At 41.1% G+C, this 17744-nt stretch carries 23 protein-coding genes, 1 tRNA gene and 2 pseudogenes; 10 read left to right on the plus strand and 16 right to left on the minus strand.

The genetic code is table 11. The features are described from left to right. Positions 1–43 precede the first annotated feature (43 nt). On the plus strand, positions 44–277 hold the full coding sequence (locus tag DYY67_RS05510; protein ID WP_178084795.1) for a hypothetical protein: 234 nt from the start codon (positions 44–46) through the stop codon (positions 275–277). On the opposite strand, the gene DYY67_RS05515 is transcribed toward DYY67_RS05510, so the two are convergent. Continuing rightward, entirely contained in the window at positions 274–414 is a 141-nt protein-coding gene (locus tag DYY67_RS05515) for a hypothetical protein (protein ID WP_166391469.1), read from the minus strand. The genes DYY67_RS05510 and DYY67_RS05515 overlap by 4 nt on opposite strands. Before the next feature lie 145 nt (positions 415–559). Here DYY67_RS05515 and DYY67_RS05520 point away from each other — a divergent pair. Further along, positions 560–1975, plus strand: a pseudogene (locus tag DYY67_RS05520) (amino acid kinase family protein). A 317-nt stretch (positions 1976–2292) separates the two neighbouring features. Here the strand turns inward: DYY67_RS05520 and DYY67_RS05525 are convergent. Continuing rightward, positions 2293–2502 (minus strand): hypothetical protein, encoded by a 210-nt coding sequence (locus tag DYY67_RS05525; protein ID WP_166391471.1) that lies wholly within the window; start codon positions 2500–2502, stop codon positions 2293–2295. 99 nt (positions 2503–2601) lie between these two features. Between DYY67_RS05525 and DYY67_RS05530 the strand changes: the two are divergent. Continuing rightward, positions 2602–3517, plus strand: a pseudogene (locus DYY67_RS05530) (branched-chain amino acid transaminase). A gap of 45 nt (positions 3518–3562) precedes the next feature. Further along, a complete protein-coding gene (locus tag DYY67_RS05535) occupies positions 3563–3736 on the plus strand; it encodes a hypothetical protein (protein WP_166391473.1) in 174 nt (57 codons plus the stop codon). Between the two features lie 159 nt (positions 3737–3895). On the opposite strand, the gene DYY67_RS05540 is transcribed toward DYY67_RS05535, so the two are convergent. Continuing rightward, on the minus strand, positions 3896–4465 hold the full coding sequence (locus DYY67_RS05540) for a hypothetical protein (protein ID WP_166391475.1): 570 nt from the start codon (positions 4463–4465) through the stop codon (positions 3896–3898). A 226-nt stretch (positions 4466–4691) separates the two neighbouring features. On the opposite strand from DYY67_RS05540, the gene DYY67_RS05545 reads away from it, so the two are divergent. Then, a complete protein-coding gene (locus tag DYY67_RS05545) occupies positions 4692–4898 on the plus strand; it encodes a hypothetical protein (RefSeq protein ID WP_166391477.1) in 207 nt (68 codons plus the stop codon). A gap of 4 nt (positions 4899–4902) precedes the next feature. Then, positions 4903–5190 (plus strand): hypothetical protein, encoded by a 288-nt coding sequence (locus tag DYY67_RS05550; protein ID WP_166391479.1) that lies wholly within the window; start codon positions 4903–4905, stop codon positions 5188–5190. Positions 5191–5279: 89 nt separating this feature from the next. Here the strand turns inward: DYY67_RS05550 and DYY67_RS05555 are convergent, their stop codons facing one another. The 3 genes from DYY67_RS05555 to DYY67_RS05565 form a co-directional block, all read right to left on the minus strand. Further along, complete coding sequence (locus tag DYY67_RS05555; RefSeq protein ID WP_166391481.1) at positions 5280–5999, minus strand: hypothetical protein; 720 nt, start codon at positions 5997–5999, stop codon at positions 5280–5282. Positions 6000–6069: 70 nt separating this feature from the next. Next, positions 6070–6732, minus strand: coding sequence for an acetyltransferase (locus tag DYY67_RS05560; RefSeq protein ID WP_166391483.1), 663 nt, complete (start codon positions 6730–6732; stop codon positions 6070–6072). 89 nt (positions 6733–6821) lie between these two features. Beyond that, positions 6822–6911, minus strand: a tRNA-Lys gene (locus DYY67_RS05565). Positions 6912–7241: 330 nt separating this feature from the next. Here DYY67_RS05565 and DYY67_RS05570 point away from each other — a divergent pair. From DYY67_RS05570 to DYY67_RS05580, 3 genes are all read left to right on the plus strand, one after another. Continuing rightward, complete coding sequence (locus tag DYY67_RS05570; protein WP_166391485.1) at positions 7242–7385, plus strand: hypothetical protein; 144 nt, start codon at positions 7242–7244, stop codon at positions 7383–7385. Between the two features lie 219 nt (positions 7386–7604). After that, complete coding sequence (locus tag DYY67_RS05575) at positions 7605–7865, plus strand: hypothetical protein (protein ID WP_166391487.1); 261 nt, start codon at positions 7605–7607, stop codon at positions 7863–7865. A gap of 2 nt (positions 7866–7867) precedes the next feature. Further along, positions 7868–8212, plus strand: coding sequence for a transposase (locus tag DYY67_RS05580; RefSeq protein WP_255492881.1), 345 nt, complete (start codon positions 7868–7870; stop codon positions 8210–8212). 50 nt (positions 8213–8262) lie between these two features. Here the strand turns inward: DYY67_RS05580 and DYY67_RS05585 are convergent, their stop codons facing one another. Next, positions 8263–8859 carry an SRPBCC family protein gene (locus DYY67_RS05585; protein ID WP_166391491.1) on the minus strand — a complete coding sequence of 199 codons (597 nt, stop codon included), beginning with the start codon at positions 8857–8859 and terminating at the stop codon, positions 8263–8265. Positions 8860–9021: 162 nt separating this feature from the next. On the opposite strand from DYY67_RS05585, the gene DYY67_RS05590 reads away from it, so the two are divergent. Beyond that, on the plus strand, positions 9022–9585 hold the full coding sequence (locus DYY67_RS05590) for a hypothetical protein (protein ID WP_166391493.1): 564 nt from the start codon (positions 9022–9024) through the stop codon (positions 9583–9585). A 28-nt stretch (positions 9586–9613) separates the two neighbouring features. Here the strand turns inward: DYY67_RS05590 and DYY67_RS05595 are convergent, their stop codons facing one another. The 9 genes from DYY67_RS05595 to DYY67_RS10895 all read right to left on the minus strand — a co-directional run bounded on the left by DYY67_RS05595 (position 9614) and on the right by DYY67_RS10895 (position 17728). Next, complete coding sequence (locus DYY67_RS05595) at positions 9614–10060, minus strand: COX15/CtaA family protein (protein WP_166391495.1); 447 nt, start codon at positions 10058–10060, stop codon at positions 9614–9616. Then, positions 10061–11074: a plastocyanin/azurin family copper-binding protein gene (locus DYY67_RS05600; RefSeq protein WP_166391497.1), complete on the minus strand. Its 1014-nt coding sequence runs from the start codon at positions 11072–11074 to the stop codon at positions 10061–10063. It lies immediately after the preceding gene. Position 11075: 1 nt separating this feature from the next. Continuing rightward, complete coding sequence (locus DYY67_RS05605; protein ID WP_166391499.1) at positions 11076–12623, minus strand: cytochrome c oxidase subunit I; 1548 nt, start codon at positions 12621–12623, stop codon at positions 11076–11078. A 58-nt stretch (positions 12624–12681) separates the two neighbouring features. Next, complete coding sequence (locus DYY67_RS05610) at positions 12682–13110, minus strand: cupredoxin domain-containing protein (RefSeq protein ID WP_166391501.1); 429 nt, start codon at positions 13108–13110, stop codon at positions 12682–12684. Further along, entirely contained in the window at positions 13111–13419 is a 309-nt protein-coding gene (locus tag DYY67_RS05615) for a hypothetical protein (RefSeq protein ID WP_255492868.1), read from the minus strand. A 110-nt stretch (positions 13420–13529) separates the two neighbouring features. After that, entirely contained in the window at positions 13530–14129 is a 600-nt protein-coding gene (locus DYY67_RS05620; RefSeq protein ID WP_166391503.1) for a hypothetical protein, read from the minus strand. A 196-nt stretch (positions 14130–14325) separates the two neighbouring features. Further along, the gene (locus DYY67_RS05625; RefSeq protein ID WP_166391505.1) at positions 14326–14571 is read right to left on the minus strand and encodes a hypothetical protein; all 246 of its coding nucleotides are present in this window, start codon (positions 14569–14571) and stop codon (positions 14326–14328) included. Positions 14572–15060: 489 nt separating this feature from the next. Then, positions 15061–16167, minus strand: coding sequence for a hypothetical protein (locus DYY67_RS10890; protein ID WP_255492870.1), 1107 nt, complete (start codon positions 16165–16167; stop codon positions 15061–15063). A 250-nt stretch (positions 16168–16417) separates the two neighbouring features. Further along, the gene (locus DYY67_RS10895; RefSeq protein ID WP_255492871.1) at positions 16418–17728 is read right to left on the minus strand and encodes a hypothetical protein; all 1311 of its coding nucleotides are present in this window, start codon (positions 17726–17728) and stop codon (positions 16418–16420) included. Positions 17729–17744: the final 16 nt, after the last annotated feature.

Consider the following 17744-nt stretch of genomic DNA (forward strand, 5'->3'; position numbering starts at 1 on the left):
AACCTGCATGAAATAATATTTGCATCAGACTTGGTAATATCGCTTGCAGGAAAAGTCTACCATAGATGAATCAAGGCACTATGGCACGCCTGGAATATTCATCCCGATCAAGGGGCATTTTGAGCAAGAAGAGAATGCAAGAGATGTCGGATATTCCTATGAAGACATCTTCCGATTGGAAAAATTAATTCCTGAGAAGATGAATGAAAAAAGAAGCCCCCTGCATTTTCAGGGCAGTAAAGTGGCTGCAGATTTGATTAGAAAATTTTTGTGCTAGTTATTTTTTTGAAAGTCAATGCAGCCTGTTATTTCCTTGCAAAGCTCTTCGTTGTGAACCAGTCCCATTTCAGGCAGGTACTGGAGTATGTGATTTGTGTTCTTGTCTTTGAAGAGCTCACCATGTTCTATGCTCACAGAAGACACCCAGTCATGGAAGCAATTGCCAAGTTTTTCCTTTTAAGGCATGCGTACAAATGATCTGGCTTGTCACTACACTATCTCATGTGCTGGTGCCACTTGCTCAAACTTTATAGAAGGTACAGACAGATGTAATCAAGTTTTGCAGAATCTCATTGTAGCAAAGTTTGGAGGAAGTGCAGTAGGAATTGACGGCGTACTAATACCTACAATAATTAAAAGAATTAACGAGTTAAAAAAAGACTCCAAAGTAATTGCAGTTTTTTCGGCTCCCCTTACGACATATGATAACAAGCAAAGATCACTGACAGACATTGCCCTTGAGCTTGGCAGAAAGACGGAGAAGGGCCAGAGCACAGATGTTGACGAGCTGCGCAAGCCGTATCTTAAGATACTCTCACTTGTAGATGGAAAATTTCAAGACGAGTGCAAAAAGACAATCGAATCATTCTTGGAAAAAGCGTCAATATCTCTTGGAGAGGCGCTGCAGAAAAAGGAATTTGCAAACGAGACGCGGGCAAGAGTTCTTGCATATTCTGGGAGATACTAATGTCTAATGTAATGAGCCATGTTCTAAAAAGCGCTGGCATAAAATCAGATGTTGTAAGTTTTGACATGTGGCCTATCATTACTGATGAAAATATACGAGTCTGCCAACTTTCTTGCTACGCAGTCGTCTGAGAATTTGGGTGCAATGGAGTCTATGCTTGAGAAAAATGATGTGCTATCCATGGGGGGATTTATCGGAAAGACCACCAGTGGTCTTGAGACTACCTATGAGAGAGGGGGCTCTGACAGGACTGCTGCCGATCTTGGAATTTTGTTTAGTAAAAAGTACAATACCAGAATTGATTTTGAAAAAGACAGTGCAGTATTGTCAGCAGATCCGCGTGTCGTAAAGGAGGAACTAGAATACATAACGCATCTCTCATACAACGAGGCACGAATTGCAGGCATGTTTGGAATGAAGATTTTAGATCCCATTGCAATAAAGGAGATAGTGGAAAACGGGGTAGACATGCCAATTACAATAACTGACATGGGAAATCCCGCCAAAGTTACAACAATAGAGCGAAGCCCTGGCGACAAGAACGGCCATCCGCTAAAGATAGTAACAGGAAAGAAAAACTGCGCCATACTTCGAATGGAAAGCGAATCGTCCCAGAATCTTTTTGAATCGCTTGACAAAGTAAAGAGGTACAGCGAGTTTGTTGTGCTGTCTCCATTTACAAAAGATGATATCGAGTTTACAAGAATTCTCTTCTTGGACGGGGACTATGTAAAGCGCAATGAGAGATATGTCCTGGGCTTTGACCCGTTGGCCTCTATTACATACAACAGGGGGGTAATCACGTTGATTGGAGACGAGATGTGGCGCGTACAGCAGATTGCATCAAAGGCAAGCTCAAGGGTTGGCGAAGCTGGCCTTAACATCCTCAACATGGATGCACAAGAAGAGACATCACGCATAATCATAGTTACAGAAGACAGCGGCAACAACATAGAGCGGGCAATTTGTGCCGTTCATGCGGAAAGATCAAAAATAAAATTTGTGTAATTATACAGAGAAACGATTAATCAGAAAATTTTTTACTTTTTCTTCTTTCTGCGTGCAGCCCTTTGGTCTGCCTTTCTCATGTGCTTGCCTGCTTTTCGTGCTACCATACGATGCCTGTGATACATGATACCGATATATCTTGTACCATTTTGCAGAAAATCAAAAACTCAGAAAACATTTGGCCTCTACAAGCCTATACCTGTAGAAGTCAAAGTGGGTTTGTTCTTGGGCCTTTTATCTAGAATCAGCCCGGCGTTACCCAAAACACGCGCTAACTATAGTACGTAGAAGAAATATTTAGAGTTGATCTATATAGATCAAGTATGGACATTGCCTATAGCCATCAGTACGAGGGCAGCCCCTATGCATGCGAACCACTTAAAGTTCCTCCTGTCCAAAAACATGTTCTTTGGAGCCATATTCTCGTCTCGCATGGTACCAAGACGTGCCTTTCTCATCTCAAACCCGTTTCCAGCAAGACCTATGATTAGCAGGGCAGCTGCTGCAAATGATGTGACATAGCTCATATGGTACAGAGCCATCTTACTACATTTAAAGAAAACCAAGATCTTGCCACCTGCAAAATCTAGATCAATTCTTAAATTACCAAAACTTTACCCAATCATATGAAAGAGCAGGGCAAGATATGGATGAACGGCAAACTTGTTCCGTTCAAGAACGCAAAGGTACACGTTCTTACCCATGCGTTACACTATTCCACTGCAGTCTTTGAGGGAATCAGGTGCTACAAGACAACAAAGGGTCCTGCAATCTTTAGGTTACAGGAACATGTTGACAGGCTGTTCAAGTCTGCAAAGATCTATTCCATGAAAGTTCCATATTCAAAAAAAGTGATCTCAGATGGTATCATCAAGACAGTGCTTGCAAGCGGGCTAAAAGAGTGCTACATCAGACCAATCGCATACTATAGCTATGGTGTTCTTGGCCTAACACCAACACCCAACAAGATAGATGTTGCAATAGCATGCTGGGAGTGGAATACTGGCGAGTCAAGTGCTGGAAAGGTTCGCGGTGCAAGATGCAAAGTTTCAAGTTGGTTGAGAATTGATTCCAGGTCACAGCCAATGCAGGCAAAGGCTGCGTCAAACTATGCAAATGCTGCACTTGCAAGAGTGGAGGCGCTAAAGGATGGATACGATGAGGCAATAATGTTAAATTATTATGGAAAAGTTTCAGAGGGAAGTGCTGAAAACATTTTCACAGTAAACAAAGGAGAGATAGCTACTCCTCCATTGAATGCAGGAATCTTGGATGGAATAACAAGGGACAGTGTAATCAAGATAGCAAGATCGGAGGGAATCGACTATAGTTCAAAGAGATATCGACAGAGACGAGCTGTATACTACAGATGAAGTCTTCATGACAGGTACTGCTGCAGAGGTAAAATCTGTTACAGAGATTGACAATGTTCCAGTAGGTGACGGCAAGGTAGGCCAGATTACACGCAAGCTTCAGGAGTTGTTCCATGAGGCATCAAGAGGAAACGACGAAAGATTCACAGACTGGCTCACCCCCATCTGATGATACCGTGAAAGGTTCAATTACGCCTGCACAGAATATTATTTCATGGTACTCTCAATGGTAGACCAACACAAGCCAAAATGCTACATTTGCAGCAATGTGTTTGCAAGTTTGGAAGAGCTGAGAATGCATCAAGAAGCAGACCACAGGGAATTTGTGGAATTTCACAAGGACGTAAACAATCATTCTCCTGCACCAGGAGATGTTACTGTATTTTAGGGGATTTTGCATGGACATTGAGAATCCCGCACTCATTTGTTGGTTTTGCAAAAAAGGCCGCCATGACGAATGCATGCAAAAGATCCCAACAGATGCCAAGTCAGAAGGTCCGCACGACTGTACCTTTGATACAAGGCTCCTAGACTGCCAGTGCTCACACTAGACGGTTTTGGGTTTTCTTTTTTGCATTATCACTATACCAGTACCTGCACCTGCTGCGGCAATTGCTATGCCGACATAGATGAAGGTGTTATCGTTATTTGGAATTGCATTTTGTACAGGCACAAAGACCTTGAACTCGCCAATGGCAATTGGACTGTTTGGTCCATAAATTGCAGAAGGATAGTTTACGCGCAAAAACACTGGAAAGAGTCCGTCATTTGGAAATGCATAGCTTACAGACAAATTTCCATTTGGTACATTTATGCCGCTGAAATTATAGTAGCCACTTCCACCGGTAAAGTTTACAACGTTACTGACTGTTACTGAGGCGATAAAATTTTGCAGTGGCTTGCCAGTTGTTGTGTTTATGACATTAAATGTAAGATTTGTGTAACCGTTGATGACAGGGCTTGACGGATAGTAGCTAAACTGCATCAGTATTCCGTTTTGTTGTATCTGCTGAATTGCGCTGCCCTCAACCTGTGCATTTGCAGGCAAGACATGCAATGTGGTTACCAGCATGACAAGTAAAAGTGGAATTGTACACAAATAGAAAAGCGGTTTCATTAGATACAATTTGGCAATTCTTGTACGTAAACCTTTAGAGAATTCTCACAAAAAAGATTTAGTTTTTGACTGCGATATATTATAAAATCAGCTGGTATGGCGAGATTCGCAACCATGTAGTTCGTTTTGGGTTCCGCCTAGAGCATGTGTTTACGTATGCATTCGTACTAGCATACATAATGACACCAAGAATACCAATAATAAGAAGTTGGTACATTACTAAATCATGCAGAAGGCAGAGAAGAAAAGACCTGTAATTGATGCAAATGACTATGATCTTTCAAAGAAGGCTACGAAAAAACTGCCAAGAACAGATCTAAGCTCGAAAGTGGAAAAAACATTAGATAACATAGCAACTGGGAAAGAGAAATTAGTCAAATATGACAATTTCGATGAATATATCAAGCATGTTAAACAAGTTTTAGAAGAATAAAAACTTGCATAGGGTAGAAGCACGTGACAATACAATAGATAAAAAATTAAAGAAATTCAAGTCAGATAAAGCTGTAATTGAAGGATATTTTCGGGTTTTGGAAGAGTTGAAAATAACACAGGATCCAAGAATTATTGGAGAACGAAAACATGGGATTTATAGAAATTGCCATACCATTCATATAACAAAAAGCCACAGCCTGCTTTACATTTACTATCCTGAACAAAATTTAGTGCAACTAATTGACTTGGATGATCACAAGAATCTCTATGGTAGAGATAATAGGAACTAATCTATTATGTAGTAACAGATAGAATTAAGAATCAGCGGGTCTAGTGGGATTCGCAACCATATAGTTCATTTCAGGCTCCATGAAGAATTCTAGCGGACTGCATTTACAATTTCTGCCAGATCGATTCCTCTAACAATCTTGACATTTTCTTGAGATGTAAGATACTCTAGTATCTTCTCATACATTCTTCCACCTTTCATCTTCAATACGTTATCATGCCATAGAATAGATACAATATTAAAATCATTATTCAGACTTGCTTCGTTTCCCATCTTTAACATACGAGCAAATGTACCAATAATGTCATTTTCATCTATTTTCATATAGGTAAACAAATATGCATCCATTATCGTTATAGGAAATTCTATTAGCTTGTCTATCTTGTAGTAATTCATATCATCGAGTTCGATTGTGTCTCTAAACTTTTTGATAGAAGAGTCATACACAAAACCTAGACTTTGTAATTTATGAGGAAGTTCAGAATTAGATTTTAAATAATGAACGCGATTTGCCAACACTTTTTGTTTGGTCAGATTTTCAAGCAATGTCTTTTCTTCTTTAAGCTTGTCTATATTTTCAACAGAAGAAGGATCAGAATGCAGTCCAATTTCCCATCCGTTTTTTATCAGTGATTGTATATCATCTTCATAATCCAGATAACTTCCATTTTCATAGATAGTTCTAAAGAAAAATGTAGTTCGAACACCAAATTTTTCTTCTAATGACATGATTTCAGGTATGTTATAGTATGGATTTTTGATGTGAATGTTTTTTATGGCTTCGTCATCAAATCTGTCTTTTCTGGCCAAAATATGTTCTATAGGGGCCCCTTGTTTTCTCCAATCTACATCATGACTGAGAAAGATATACAGAGTCAACTTACAAATTTTTCAGCATATCACTAGTTATGTCTAGTTTTGTAGTTGACCGTGAAACATACACTTCTTTTTCTTTTGTATTTTCTAATATTACCGCACCTGCACCAATGACACATTCACGTGCTATTGTTATTCTGTTTCTAACAGTAGAGTTTATACCAAGAAAGCAAAAGGGTTCAACAACCACATTTCCAGCGATAGCAACATGAGATATAATAAAACAGTGATCTTTTATCACGGTATGATGACTGATTACATTTCCTGTCCAAATTACCACATTGTTTCCCAATGTCACATAAGGCTGTAAAACATTATTTTCAAAAATGAAACAGTTTTCTCCCATTACAAAGCCATCGTTGATAATAGTAGAAGAATGTATGTAACTTGTTAATTCATATCCTTTACTTTTTGCTTCATCAAATACTCTAGCTCTTTTTTTATTCATATTAGAATACCCTATTGCGATAAACATTTGAAATTTTGTTGGTGGATAAACAGTTTCAATATTTTCAAATGGAACTACTGGAAGACCAAACAAGTCATTTTCTTTGATAGCAGATTCATTTGCAGTAAAAGCAACAACATTAAACGATGGATTTTGTTTAAAATACATATACACAATCTCGGCAAATCCACCCAGTCCAAAGATAATAATATTTTTCAAATTATTCCACCTAGAGTAATTAATATCAGATACATAATTAAGAGTATTTTGGAATTCATTGAATCTTTATGTATAAATATGAAATCTAGCGGGTCTAGTGGGATTTGAACCCACGACATAGGGATGTCTCCGAAATGATCATAAGAGTCCCTCGCTCTACCTGGCTGAGCCATAGACCCGCAAAATAGCAAACGCTAATGTCGTTATTTAAACTGATTCTGTAAAATTAACGATTCAAGAAAAGATCAAGAGCTAAAGTTATTGTGAAATAACATTCTGATTTATTATGTGACTTGGGTAGAACTGACATCTTGTTAGTATACAAAGCAATAAGACAGCAGTTTACACCAACCCAAGAACTTTGTTCCATGATGAAACATTTCGACAAATGGTAAACGAATGCATCAGAATAGGTCTTGATAACAATGTATCAGCACTGAAAAAATTTCATTAAATCACTACCATGATCTCATAAAATATGATATCCAGTCAAAATACAAGCTTCTGCCATGTCACAGGCCTGTGGCAAACTAGCCCAAATGAAGCGTTCAATAAGAGAAGGCCAGACTCCAAAATCCCCATACGTACAAAAACCATATCTTGTCTCACGTTACGGCTTTAAGATAAACGGATGCTGCTTTCAATCCCAGTAGGAGATAGAAACTACATCCATATTATACTGAATCATCATACACAATGCAATTTCTACAGACAAGTCACTCAAGGTCAAGTCGTTTGTAATCACATCTGATTCAATCAGTCTTGGAATACAAAAGGAAGTTGAGGAGATTAAATGTAATAATACCATTGGAATAGACAGAAATCTGCGAAATGTTACGGCAGGAAACTATGATAAAGTAATAATGTATAATATGGAAGACCTTCCAAAGATCACGTATCGAACCAAAAAAGTAACATCGTCATTCAAACGCAATGATCATAGGATAAGGCAAAAAATCTATTCAAAATTAGGCGATAGAAGAGCAAGAAGAATAAAACAATTCCTAAATCGAGTCTCAAAAGATATTGTAAGTAAAGCAAAAAAATCTTGTTCTCTTATTGTATTGGAAGATATCAAGGGAATCAGAAAACTCTACAGAAAAGGAACGGTCAAGGAAATAAACGCAGAGTGATGATGAACTCTTGGCCTTTCTATGAGTCGCAAAGACAAATACGATACAAATCAGAATGGGAAGGAATCCAGGCGAGATTTGTATCACCAGTACGCACCAACATACTGTATCCAATATACGGGAGTAGAATCCAAGAGGGCCGGTACCAACATTGTCAATTGTGGTGCATCAGTCGTAAGAGAACAATGGACAGGGATATTGTAGTTGCCATGAACATATCTTACAAGGAGTTGCAAAGGTTTTGCAATCCTAGTGGGCTTTCAGTTGAAGCAATGAAGGGGAACCTGGGTAAGGCAATGCCAGTAATCCTTCGAGTGGATGGAAGCAAGTTGAGTTTGAAGGCGTAAACCATCAAGCTCGATAAAACCTTTAAACTTGAGTTGAAAAATAAAGTAATTTAGTTTTTGACTGTCTCGATTTGAGAATATTTTTCTAGTATTTTTGTCAATACTGTAGAAACTGGAGCATTGTTCATTTTCTCTTTTTCTTCCAAGAGTTTTCGGTATGCATCAAGTGTGATGTATACTGGAATTGAACCGTTACCTTCCAATAATCCTCTAACTTTGTACAAGGCAGTTTCCATTCCCTTCTCAGCTGTCTTTGCAAACTTGATCTTGTTGAGAATTCCGCCTAGAGGACCAAATGGCATTTCATAGTCTACTGTCATGGTAACACGGGTTGATTTCTCACCTAGTTCCTTGAACTCGACTGAAATATTCCACGCTTTGAATGGTCCCTTGATCATTTTAGCGGCGATCTTTTGTTCTTGTACAAATTCTGTTGTCTCACAGTCCCACTCTAGTCTCTTGCCATCAAAGTCACCTATTACTCTAAAGGTTGTACCTACGCCCATTCCTGCTTTTACATCCATAGGAACTACTGTCATTCCTACTCGCTCTTCGAACTGGTCAGAAATGTGCTCTGGCCTTGCGAAATATGTAAAAACATTCACGGTCTTTTCTTTGATGTCAATTGATTTGCTGACATGAGTCATACAGTGGGCAATCTTTTCCAACTTGATTTAAAGCTTTTGTTAATTTCCAACGATCGTAAGAGCTGTAGGAATAACTTGGGCATTTTTTATCAGATACTGATTTGCATCTTTGTGGCTATGAAGATCTAATATTATATTAAAGAAAGCGGCCAGTAAAAGGATATGGTTAACTTTCGATTTCCAGTTGCCATGTTTTCCTTACTGCTAGTTCTCTCTCCAATGATACACTATGCAGGCGCTCATGAAAATCTAAACTCGGGTGACGAATCCATAGGAAATTATGAAGTACAGGTAGCAACAGATCCTGAGATCCCGTCTGCAAACCAGCCTTTCAAGCTAAGTTTTCGAATTCTAAATTATCAGTCTGCTTCTAACCTGCTCAATTCATTTAACACCAAGCTAAGCGAGGTCGATCACTTTAGGATGGGAGTTAGAATTTACTACAACAATGAGCTAGTGTCGACAATTCCAGTGCAGGACTTCAAAGGCGGGGAGTGGTCTACCAGCTACATATTTCATGAATCTGGGAACCATATCATGTTCGTTGATCTCTACGATGTAGGGCCTGGCGGACAGCCATTGACGTTTATTTACAATATCAGCGTGCTTGACGTGTTTGGCCCACTGTTCCAGTATATCATCTCGGCAGGAGGCATAGCGTGCTTTGTCTTGCTTGTATGGGTAATAATTACAAATAAGAAAAAAAAGGAAAAACCTAAGGCTTGATGATTTGCAAAAATATTTCGAACAAAATCTAGGCACTAGTCTCTATGGTAGCACTGCGCGGTAGTTTGAACGCATAGAGTGCGGTAAGCAGAGTCATTGCAAACAACAATATTCCAATGCCGTTGTGAATTGCAACTATTGTTGCCTTGAGTTGTGTGTTGATCACAATTGCGCCAAGCACTATCTGCGATGCTACAAAGACTGCTGCAAGTGTTCCAGTGATTCTAAGGTTCTTGTGAGAGCCTGCAACCTTCCAGCTTGCAACTGCAGTAGCTATTATCATGGCACCAGTTATTGCTGCAATTAATCTATGAATCCATTCTGTAAGATATTGTGCAGAGGGCAAAAATCCACTTGGACATAGTGGCCATTCAGGACACTCAAGCCCCTGTCCACTTGATTCCAGATATCCTCCAATGAACATTAGACAATAAAGAATTACAAGTGAAGCAAGTGCAAGATACTTGAAATACATTTACTTTTCTACGATAAAGTGTCCGTCCATTCCAAGTGCCGCGTGTCCTGGGACAGTACAGATGTAATGGTATAATCCCGGAGTGCCTGCAACAAATGTTACATCGCCGCTATCTCCTGGCTTCATTGGACTGTCTGCAGTCTTGTATGCTGCATTCCAGACAACTCCGCTTGGGTTGTTTGGATCTGTTACAATGCCAAATGCGTGAAATACCTTGCTTGGGTTGGTTACATGAATTGTAACTGTATCACCAGAGTGTACAGTGATGTCCGGATTGGTTCCTGTGCCTCCTGTTCCGTTAAAGCCATATTTTGAAAAGTCAGAGCTAACTTCAAAAGCAAGTGAGAATGATTCTTTGTTTCCGTTTGCAGATGCAGTGCCGCCAGTTCCTGCTGGGATGCTGGATCCACCGCTTCCTCCCCCTACAACTATCTTGCCTTCCATGCCAAGTTCTCTATGACCTGGAACTGCGCAGATGTAGTAGTAAGTTCCTGCAGATGCTGGAACAAAGCTAACAGTGCCGCTTTGTCCTGGCTTCATTGGACTGTCAGCAGTTGCAATTGTTGTGCCATCAATTGCAGGTCCTGGACCGCTTGTTGATGCAGTAATTGCAAATGCGTGAAATGACTTGCCGCCGTTTGTTACAGAAAATACTATTTTATCGCCAACCTTTGCGTCAATCTCTGGATCAGATCCTGCAGAGCCCTTTGGTGCGTTAAAGCCATACTTTGAAAAGTCAGGCGACTCTACAAATTTTAGTGAGACGTCAATCTCTTTTCCTGTAAATGTTCCTTGAGTAGATGATGGACCACTGCTGGAAGACTGTGCAGTTTCGTTTTCCATCTGTTGTTCTTGAAGTTTACCTGCATTTGGCAGGTAAGAGTTCCAATAATCATAATGCGTGAAAAATATAATGCCTCCAATTATCTGGATGCCGATAATAATTGCAAGCATCTTTCCAACTCTTCTAGGGGATGTCCTGTATATAGTATCAGGATGGTCACTATTACTCATATCAGTATCCCGAGTGGCCGCCGTGTGGATTCTTTGCTGCTACAGGATAGTAATACTTGCCGCCAATTCCCCATGGGTCGTCCATGTTTGCCGGCTTGCCTTTTGCAGAATAGTATATCAATGATGCCAAGAATATTGCAAAGCTTGCTCCAATCATCCATGCTCCTATGGTAGAAATCTGGTTCAGTGTTGTCCACGATGAGAACTCTGGCGGATAGTCATAGACTCTTCTTGGCATTCCTTCAAGGCCAAGCAAGTGTTGTGTAAAGAACGTCTGAACAGTTCCCCAGAACATTAGCACAAAGTGAGCGCTTGCCAACTTTTCGTTGTACATTCTACCTGTGACGTATGGGAACATGTAGTATATCATGCCTACAAATCCAAATCCAATTGTTCCAATAAGGAACAAGTGCATGTGGCCTACTACCCAGTAGGTTCCGTGAGTGATAAAGTCTAATGGCATTGCAGAGTTGAGCACACCGCCTGCACCTGCAGAGAAGAATAATGCAATTCCACCAACTGCAAATTTCATTGGAGCTGCAAATCTGATTCTGCCTCCCCACATTGTTGCAAGGAAGTTAAAGACGTGCATTCCAGATGCAGGAACTGCAGCTAGAGTACCTATCATAAAGACTACTTTGGTTGTAAAGTCCATTCCAGTTGAGTACATGTGATGTCCCCAAGAGGCAAAGCCAATGATGCCAAGCATGACAAATGCAAAGACACCTGAAGCCTGACTGTATAACGGCTTTCTTGAAAAGCGAGGTATGATTTCATACATCATTCCAATTGCCGGCAACAGGAAGATGTACACCTCAGGATGGAATGTGAACCAGAACAAGTGCAAGTATGCAATTGGGTCTCCTCCTGCAAATGGATTGAAGAAACCTGAGAGTCCAAGTCTGTCTGTTAACATCATGATTAGTGCCGCTGCATATGTTGGCATTGCAATAATTGTCATAAGGGAAACTGTGAACATGGACCATGCAAACAGTGGGACTCTTCTTAATGGAAGGTCTGGGTGTTTGCATTTGAGAATTGTTACAACGAAATTAATTGATGATAAAATTGACGATACACCAAGAATTTTCATGCCAAAGATGAACATGTCTGCAGCAGGTCCTGGTGCCCTGATTATAGAATATGGAGCATATGATACCCAAGTAGTATCTGCAAATCCAAGCCAGAGCAGTGCGGCACCGACAGGATTCATCCAAAATGCGATTGCATTGAGTTTTGGATACGCCATGTCTTTGTATCTGACCATGATTGGAACCAAGATGTTGCCAATACCGTTTGCAACCGGAAGTGCAAACAGGAAGAGCATTGTAAGACCATGAACTGTAAATATTCTGTTAAATGTTGCCGAATCAGAAATTAGAACGCCTTGGCCTGGGAAGAACAAGTGTGTTCTAATTATCATGGCAAGCACTCCCCCCATAAACAAGAATATGATACCAAATACCAGATAGAGATAACCTACATCAGTGTGGTGTGTTGAAAACATTATCTGCCACACAGGTCGTGGCTTTTGAAGTTCTAGTACCATGCTACTACCTCTATCTTTTCAAATGTTTCCAATGTACATAAAATGTTTTTGGTTATTTTCAAGTGGCGTTATCATCCTCCACTACAAGCGATCCCCTCATGTTATAGTGCAAAAGACCGCAATACTCCCTGCACTGTATAGGATATGTTCCTGCTGTATCTGGTGCAAACCATGCATGGTTTACGTGGCCTGGGACTGCATCTTCGAAGACCACCCAGTCTGGAATGTTAAATGAATGCATTACATCTCTTGAATAGATCTCAAAGACATATGCATGTCCCTTCTTTACATGTAAAGTGCTAATCTCCTTTGTTCCGTCTGCATGCTCAAAGCTCCAGAACCACTGCTGGCCTGTTACTTTGATAACTTCTGCGTTAGCTGGAACGTCTTCTACTGCCTTTTGGACTATCCAGGAGTCTACACCGACATAACACAAAACTGCGATAACTATTGCAACAAAGACCCACTCGGCTGTATCGTGACCCATCTAATGACCGCCCTCGTCTTCGTAGCTTCCAGATGTTGGATCCTCAAGATGCTCCCACTTTGTAGGATTCTTGTTCTTTGGATTTGATTCTCTAAATCTCCATACAAGCCAGATCATTGTACCTGAAACAATTGCACCTACTGTAAATGCCGCAGTTGTCATTCTGAAGAACTCGTTCCATACCTCTGCCCTTAGGTTGATGTACTGTTTTGCAGATGTCTGCTGTGCAAGCTGGGCATGCGCATACATCTGGGGAATTAAGGCCAGAGCAATTATCGTTATAATTGAAATAGCAATGAGAGTTTTCATTTGCTGTTTTGACGTGCACCCCGCTTTCTATTTAAGCGTTTTGAAGATTGTCAGCGATCGGTCTTGTTTTTAAGTTCTGGATCGGTTGATTTTGTTTTGCTGTAAAACTTTTATTTTATTATTTGCTGCTGGGCAAGATACTGCAGCATATCACCAAAACTTCGCTTTGATATTTCACCGTTTGAAAGCCAGAGTGCTGGCTTTTCAACCCAAGACGGCATGCTGCTTCCTTGTACACCAAAATCATCAAGCAGTTGTTCGGTACCATTTTGATCCTGCGGATACATTAGCCAGTTTGCAATATCGTCTGACAATGTTGTTGGATCGTCTTTTTGCAGCAATAGCAACATCTCTTCGCTTACAAGAACATGGTATTCTGGATAACAGTCGAGGAATGTATAGTTAGATTCGTGATAAAAATTCCAGTCTTTGCATTTTACGTTATACTCATATTTTGATTGTCTGGGACTCCAGCCAAACCCATTTTTTACACTGGCATCCGGATAACCGTGGCCGTGGATGAGAGTTATGGTACCATTGTCATAATTTGCAGTCACTTTGGCATAAAGTGCGTTTGGATAAAGAAAGATAACATGAGGATGGCTTGTTATCGCATCAAACTCTCTTTGTGTGACGTATTCGTTGTGTAAGACTATGACTCGCTTGTACTGCTTTAAGATGTCTGGATTTTTATCAACATCTTGATCCATGACATAGGGATAGTCAAGTAGTTTTAGGATCCATGCGCTAACTATGCTTGATGCCTGACTACCATGTACACCATCAGGTATTGGGACTGTAAGACAGCTAGAGTCGCATTGTTTCCGGTAGTAGTCATAGAATCCGTGTGGGCCATACGCGGCTTGCGTAAAACTTGGATAGATGAATACGGTATTTTTTGGTTTATCAAATAATCCTGCCTGTTGGTAAAAAGCTACTGAGTTCAGGCTTCAATGACAATGAAAGTGATACTTGGTTTCCCTTGTCATCATAAATCGGGGCAACATTGAAAATCATTTGATCTGTTGGAATATGCAGAGTCTGCAGGTGTCCTTCTGAATTTGAGATCATTTGTAGATATCCAGAACCTTGCAGGTTAGGATGTGATTGTTGAAGCGTCTCCAAAATTATTGTCATCTGAAGTTTGTGCAATAGTTACATTTGACATCATTGAAAATAGCAAAGTAACGAAAAGAAATACAGATAGCTCTAACTTGTGCCCGTACAACCCGTGTTCTGTCGTGTGATCTAATATTTATGCCATTATTGGAAGGACAGCGTAATCTACGGAAAGCAGTGGATAGTGGAACAGTTTTCTTCGTACTGAAAAGAATATTTGGAGAGCGTGTTATGGCGCATAAACGGCAGAACATGGTAAAGGAGCTGCAACGGAAGGCATAGATGTATAACAGATTCATGAGCGGGTAGCAAGAGCATCTTGCTAGATCTAACAATTAGAGGTGGTCAACAAAGCAGTAAATCGCATAAACTATGAAACTGTCTTGAAATAGAATCATTCTTGCAGTAGTTTTTTGGCAAAATTAGTTTTGTATTAGAACAAAAATCTGGTCGATAACTTGCGTTACCTGGAATTTACAAAAAGGAAAAAGGGGAAAGTTAGTTGTTTTTGGTTTCTCTAGTCTACTGTACTGTGATCGGTAAACTCAATGGTGGCGACAGTGCGTTTGGATTGTCAATGCTCTGCCATACAAAGATTTGAGCAGTGTATGAGCCAGCTGCTGACGGAGTCCAAGACTGGGCCGGGTTGAGTGATTGACCTGCAGATAGTGTACCTGTGATCCATGAGAGTGACACTGTCACACCGTTGCTATCCTGTATTTGTACAAGATATGCAAATGGCTGGTCGGTGTTTTGTCCGTTAGCCAAATCAGCAGTCACTTGGACTTGCTGGCCTGTCTTTACGGTACCGTTGATTGCGTTGCCAAACGAGTCAACTACTCTTGGGTTGCTGGCCGGCGCTCTTTCGAGTGGAGGCACAACTGTACCAATGAATGTTGTCGCGGTCATGCGCAAATCATCAGCCGTGGTGTATGGCGGAGGCAATGTTCTATCATCGTACTCGCCTGTTACTGTATCACCTTGTGAAACGTGCAACCTGTTACCAGATGACTGGAAGTTGGTTGTAAAGTATACCGTACCTTGGAAGATACCGGTATCCTGGCCAGTCTCTGTCATGGTGAGTTTGATTCCACCTGAATCAGAGTCAGACCACACGTTGGTGTCGAATTTATCGACTGCCTTTGGATTGAGGTTCATGTCTGGGTCTACGATCTGCAATACTCCTTGACCATTAGCTGGGTAGCTTGCCTGTAACCATGAGACTTCACCGATGTTCCATCTGATTAGTGCTGAACCAGTAACTGTTTGATCTCTTGTGAATTCAAACGATACTGATACACCGTCAGAGTCTTCTGCTGGGAGGAATCCATCTGTTGGACCACAAGGTGTTGATTGGCTGCAAGAGCCAGTGGCTCCGGTTCCAATTAATCCTGTTGGTTCGGTTCCTTCGCCATCAACACCGCCGATTCCCTTGAGGTTCTTATCGCCGGTGAGGATGACATATCCAGTGAAGATACCTGTGTCTACTCCGGTTTCAGATAGCTTGTAGAAGATCTGGTTGCCTCTAGTTGAGACAATTACCTGGTCTTCTCCGCCATTGTTTCCGATAGTGTCAATCAGGTTTGGATCAAAGTTGTGATCTGGTGCGACTACGGTAATGTAGACCATATCAGTCCAAGTGTATACCTTCTGGTCGAGTTCAACTGTTGCGCCAAAGTTGGAGGTGTAAATTGTCAGCTCAATATCTTGGCTGTTTGCACCTACTGTCTTGGCTCCTGCTGGACCCCAGTCAGTATATTCTAGGTTGATTTGCTCTCCTCTCTCAAGTATTGTAGTTCCCAGTTTTTGTGGGATCTTTATTACTGATTGGAAGATGCCTGTATCTTTACCAGTCTCTACAAATGTTGAGGGCTTGGCATCAAAGGATGCAAAGATCGAACCTGGCCGCTGCTTTATCGGCCAATGGACCCATGGTACCCTTGTATGCGTGCGAGTCCCACTCGATTAGATCAAGTGGTACTGTCTCAGCAGTTTGTGAGTCTAGGTTAAAGTCTGGTTCTACCAAGGTTAAGATCATGTCTGAACCTATGATGTAGACAGACTTGTCAGACTGTAGTACACCGTTTCTTAAGTCAAATGTTGCAGAGTCTGTGACAGTTTGTGTTTGACCTGATGCGTCACTTGTATCAAAGTATGTTACAGTGAGTACATCTCCTTGTCTTACACAGTAGTTGCTTCCAGATGGAGCCGGTGTCCAGAATCTTCCACCTTGATGACTGGAGGCAGTGCCACCAGCATTATTGTTTGGAGTCTGGGCTGTTGTGAACTTAGCGGTTCCATTGATTGACTGATCCCAGTTTGTTACTGCAGGGCAGTCTGTGCCGGCTGGACCATCAGTTAACTCAATTGGCAAGTCAGCTTGGAAGATACCAGCACCTGGTGAGATCTCAGTCATAGGACCGAGGTCTGATACATGTGCCCAGACTGTTGAATTTTGAGCCGGGAGCTGAGTGCTGTTCAAGTTAATGATGTGACCGCCTCTGATGGCTGGACCACCTGCTGTTGCTAACAATACTGATTGACCTTGTCGTGTGATCTGGAAGGCTACTGGACCGTTATTCACATTTGTATGCGAGTTTGCATACCATACACCGCTTGCAATAAAGTTAGTACCTGATGCAGCTAGTGTATAGTCTGGGTCATTGACTCTTGCGTGTACAAGGACAGTGCCTGCTGGCAATGTCAATTGTTGGCCTACGAGTCCGCCAGTAGATGGAATTAGTCCTGAGCCTGATAGATCTCTGTGTAATGGGAAGATACCGTTCAGGCTAGCATCTTTTGCTATATTGCCTGAGTCAGAAGAGGTATCAAAGTTAGCTCCACCAAGTCCTGCTACATTCAGTGCTCCGAATGGGACTGGGTAAACTGCTTTGTCCAACTTTACTGAACCGGTATTTCCTCTGATACCAGCATTGTCAGATACTTCGACCGATTTGCCTGATTCATCTCTAAAGTCAACATAGTTGACCTTGATGTTCAGACCGTTGGTTATTACAGATGTGCCTGCTTGGCAGACATGATCTGGAACTTCGAATGTACCTGTGAAGATACCTGAACCTGCAGCAGTCTCAACTAGTGAGAATCCTGAGGCTGAAAGACTTGTTGCAAATCCACCTGGTACAGTACCTGTATTGCTTTCTGTAGCAAAGCAGGCTGCCTTATTAGGCATTAACACCGGCGATGTT

Origin of the sequence: Candidatus Nitrosotalea sp. TS (assembly GCF_011319465.1) — an archaeon.
Classification (GTDB): domain Archaea; phylum Thermoproteota; class Nitrososphaeria; order Nitrososphaerales; family Nitrosopumilaceae; genus Nitrosotalea.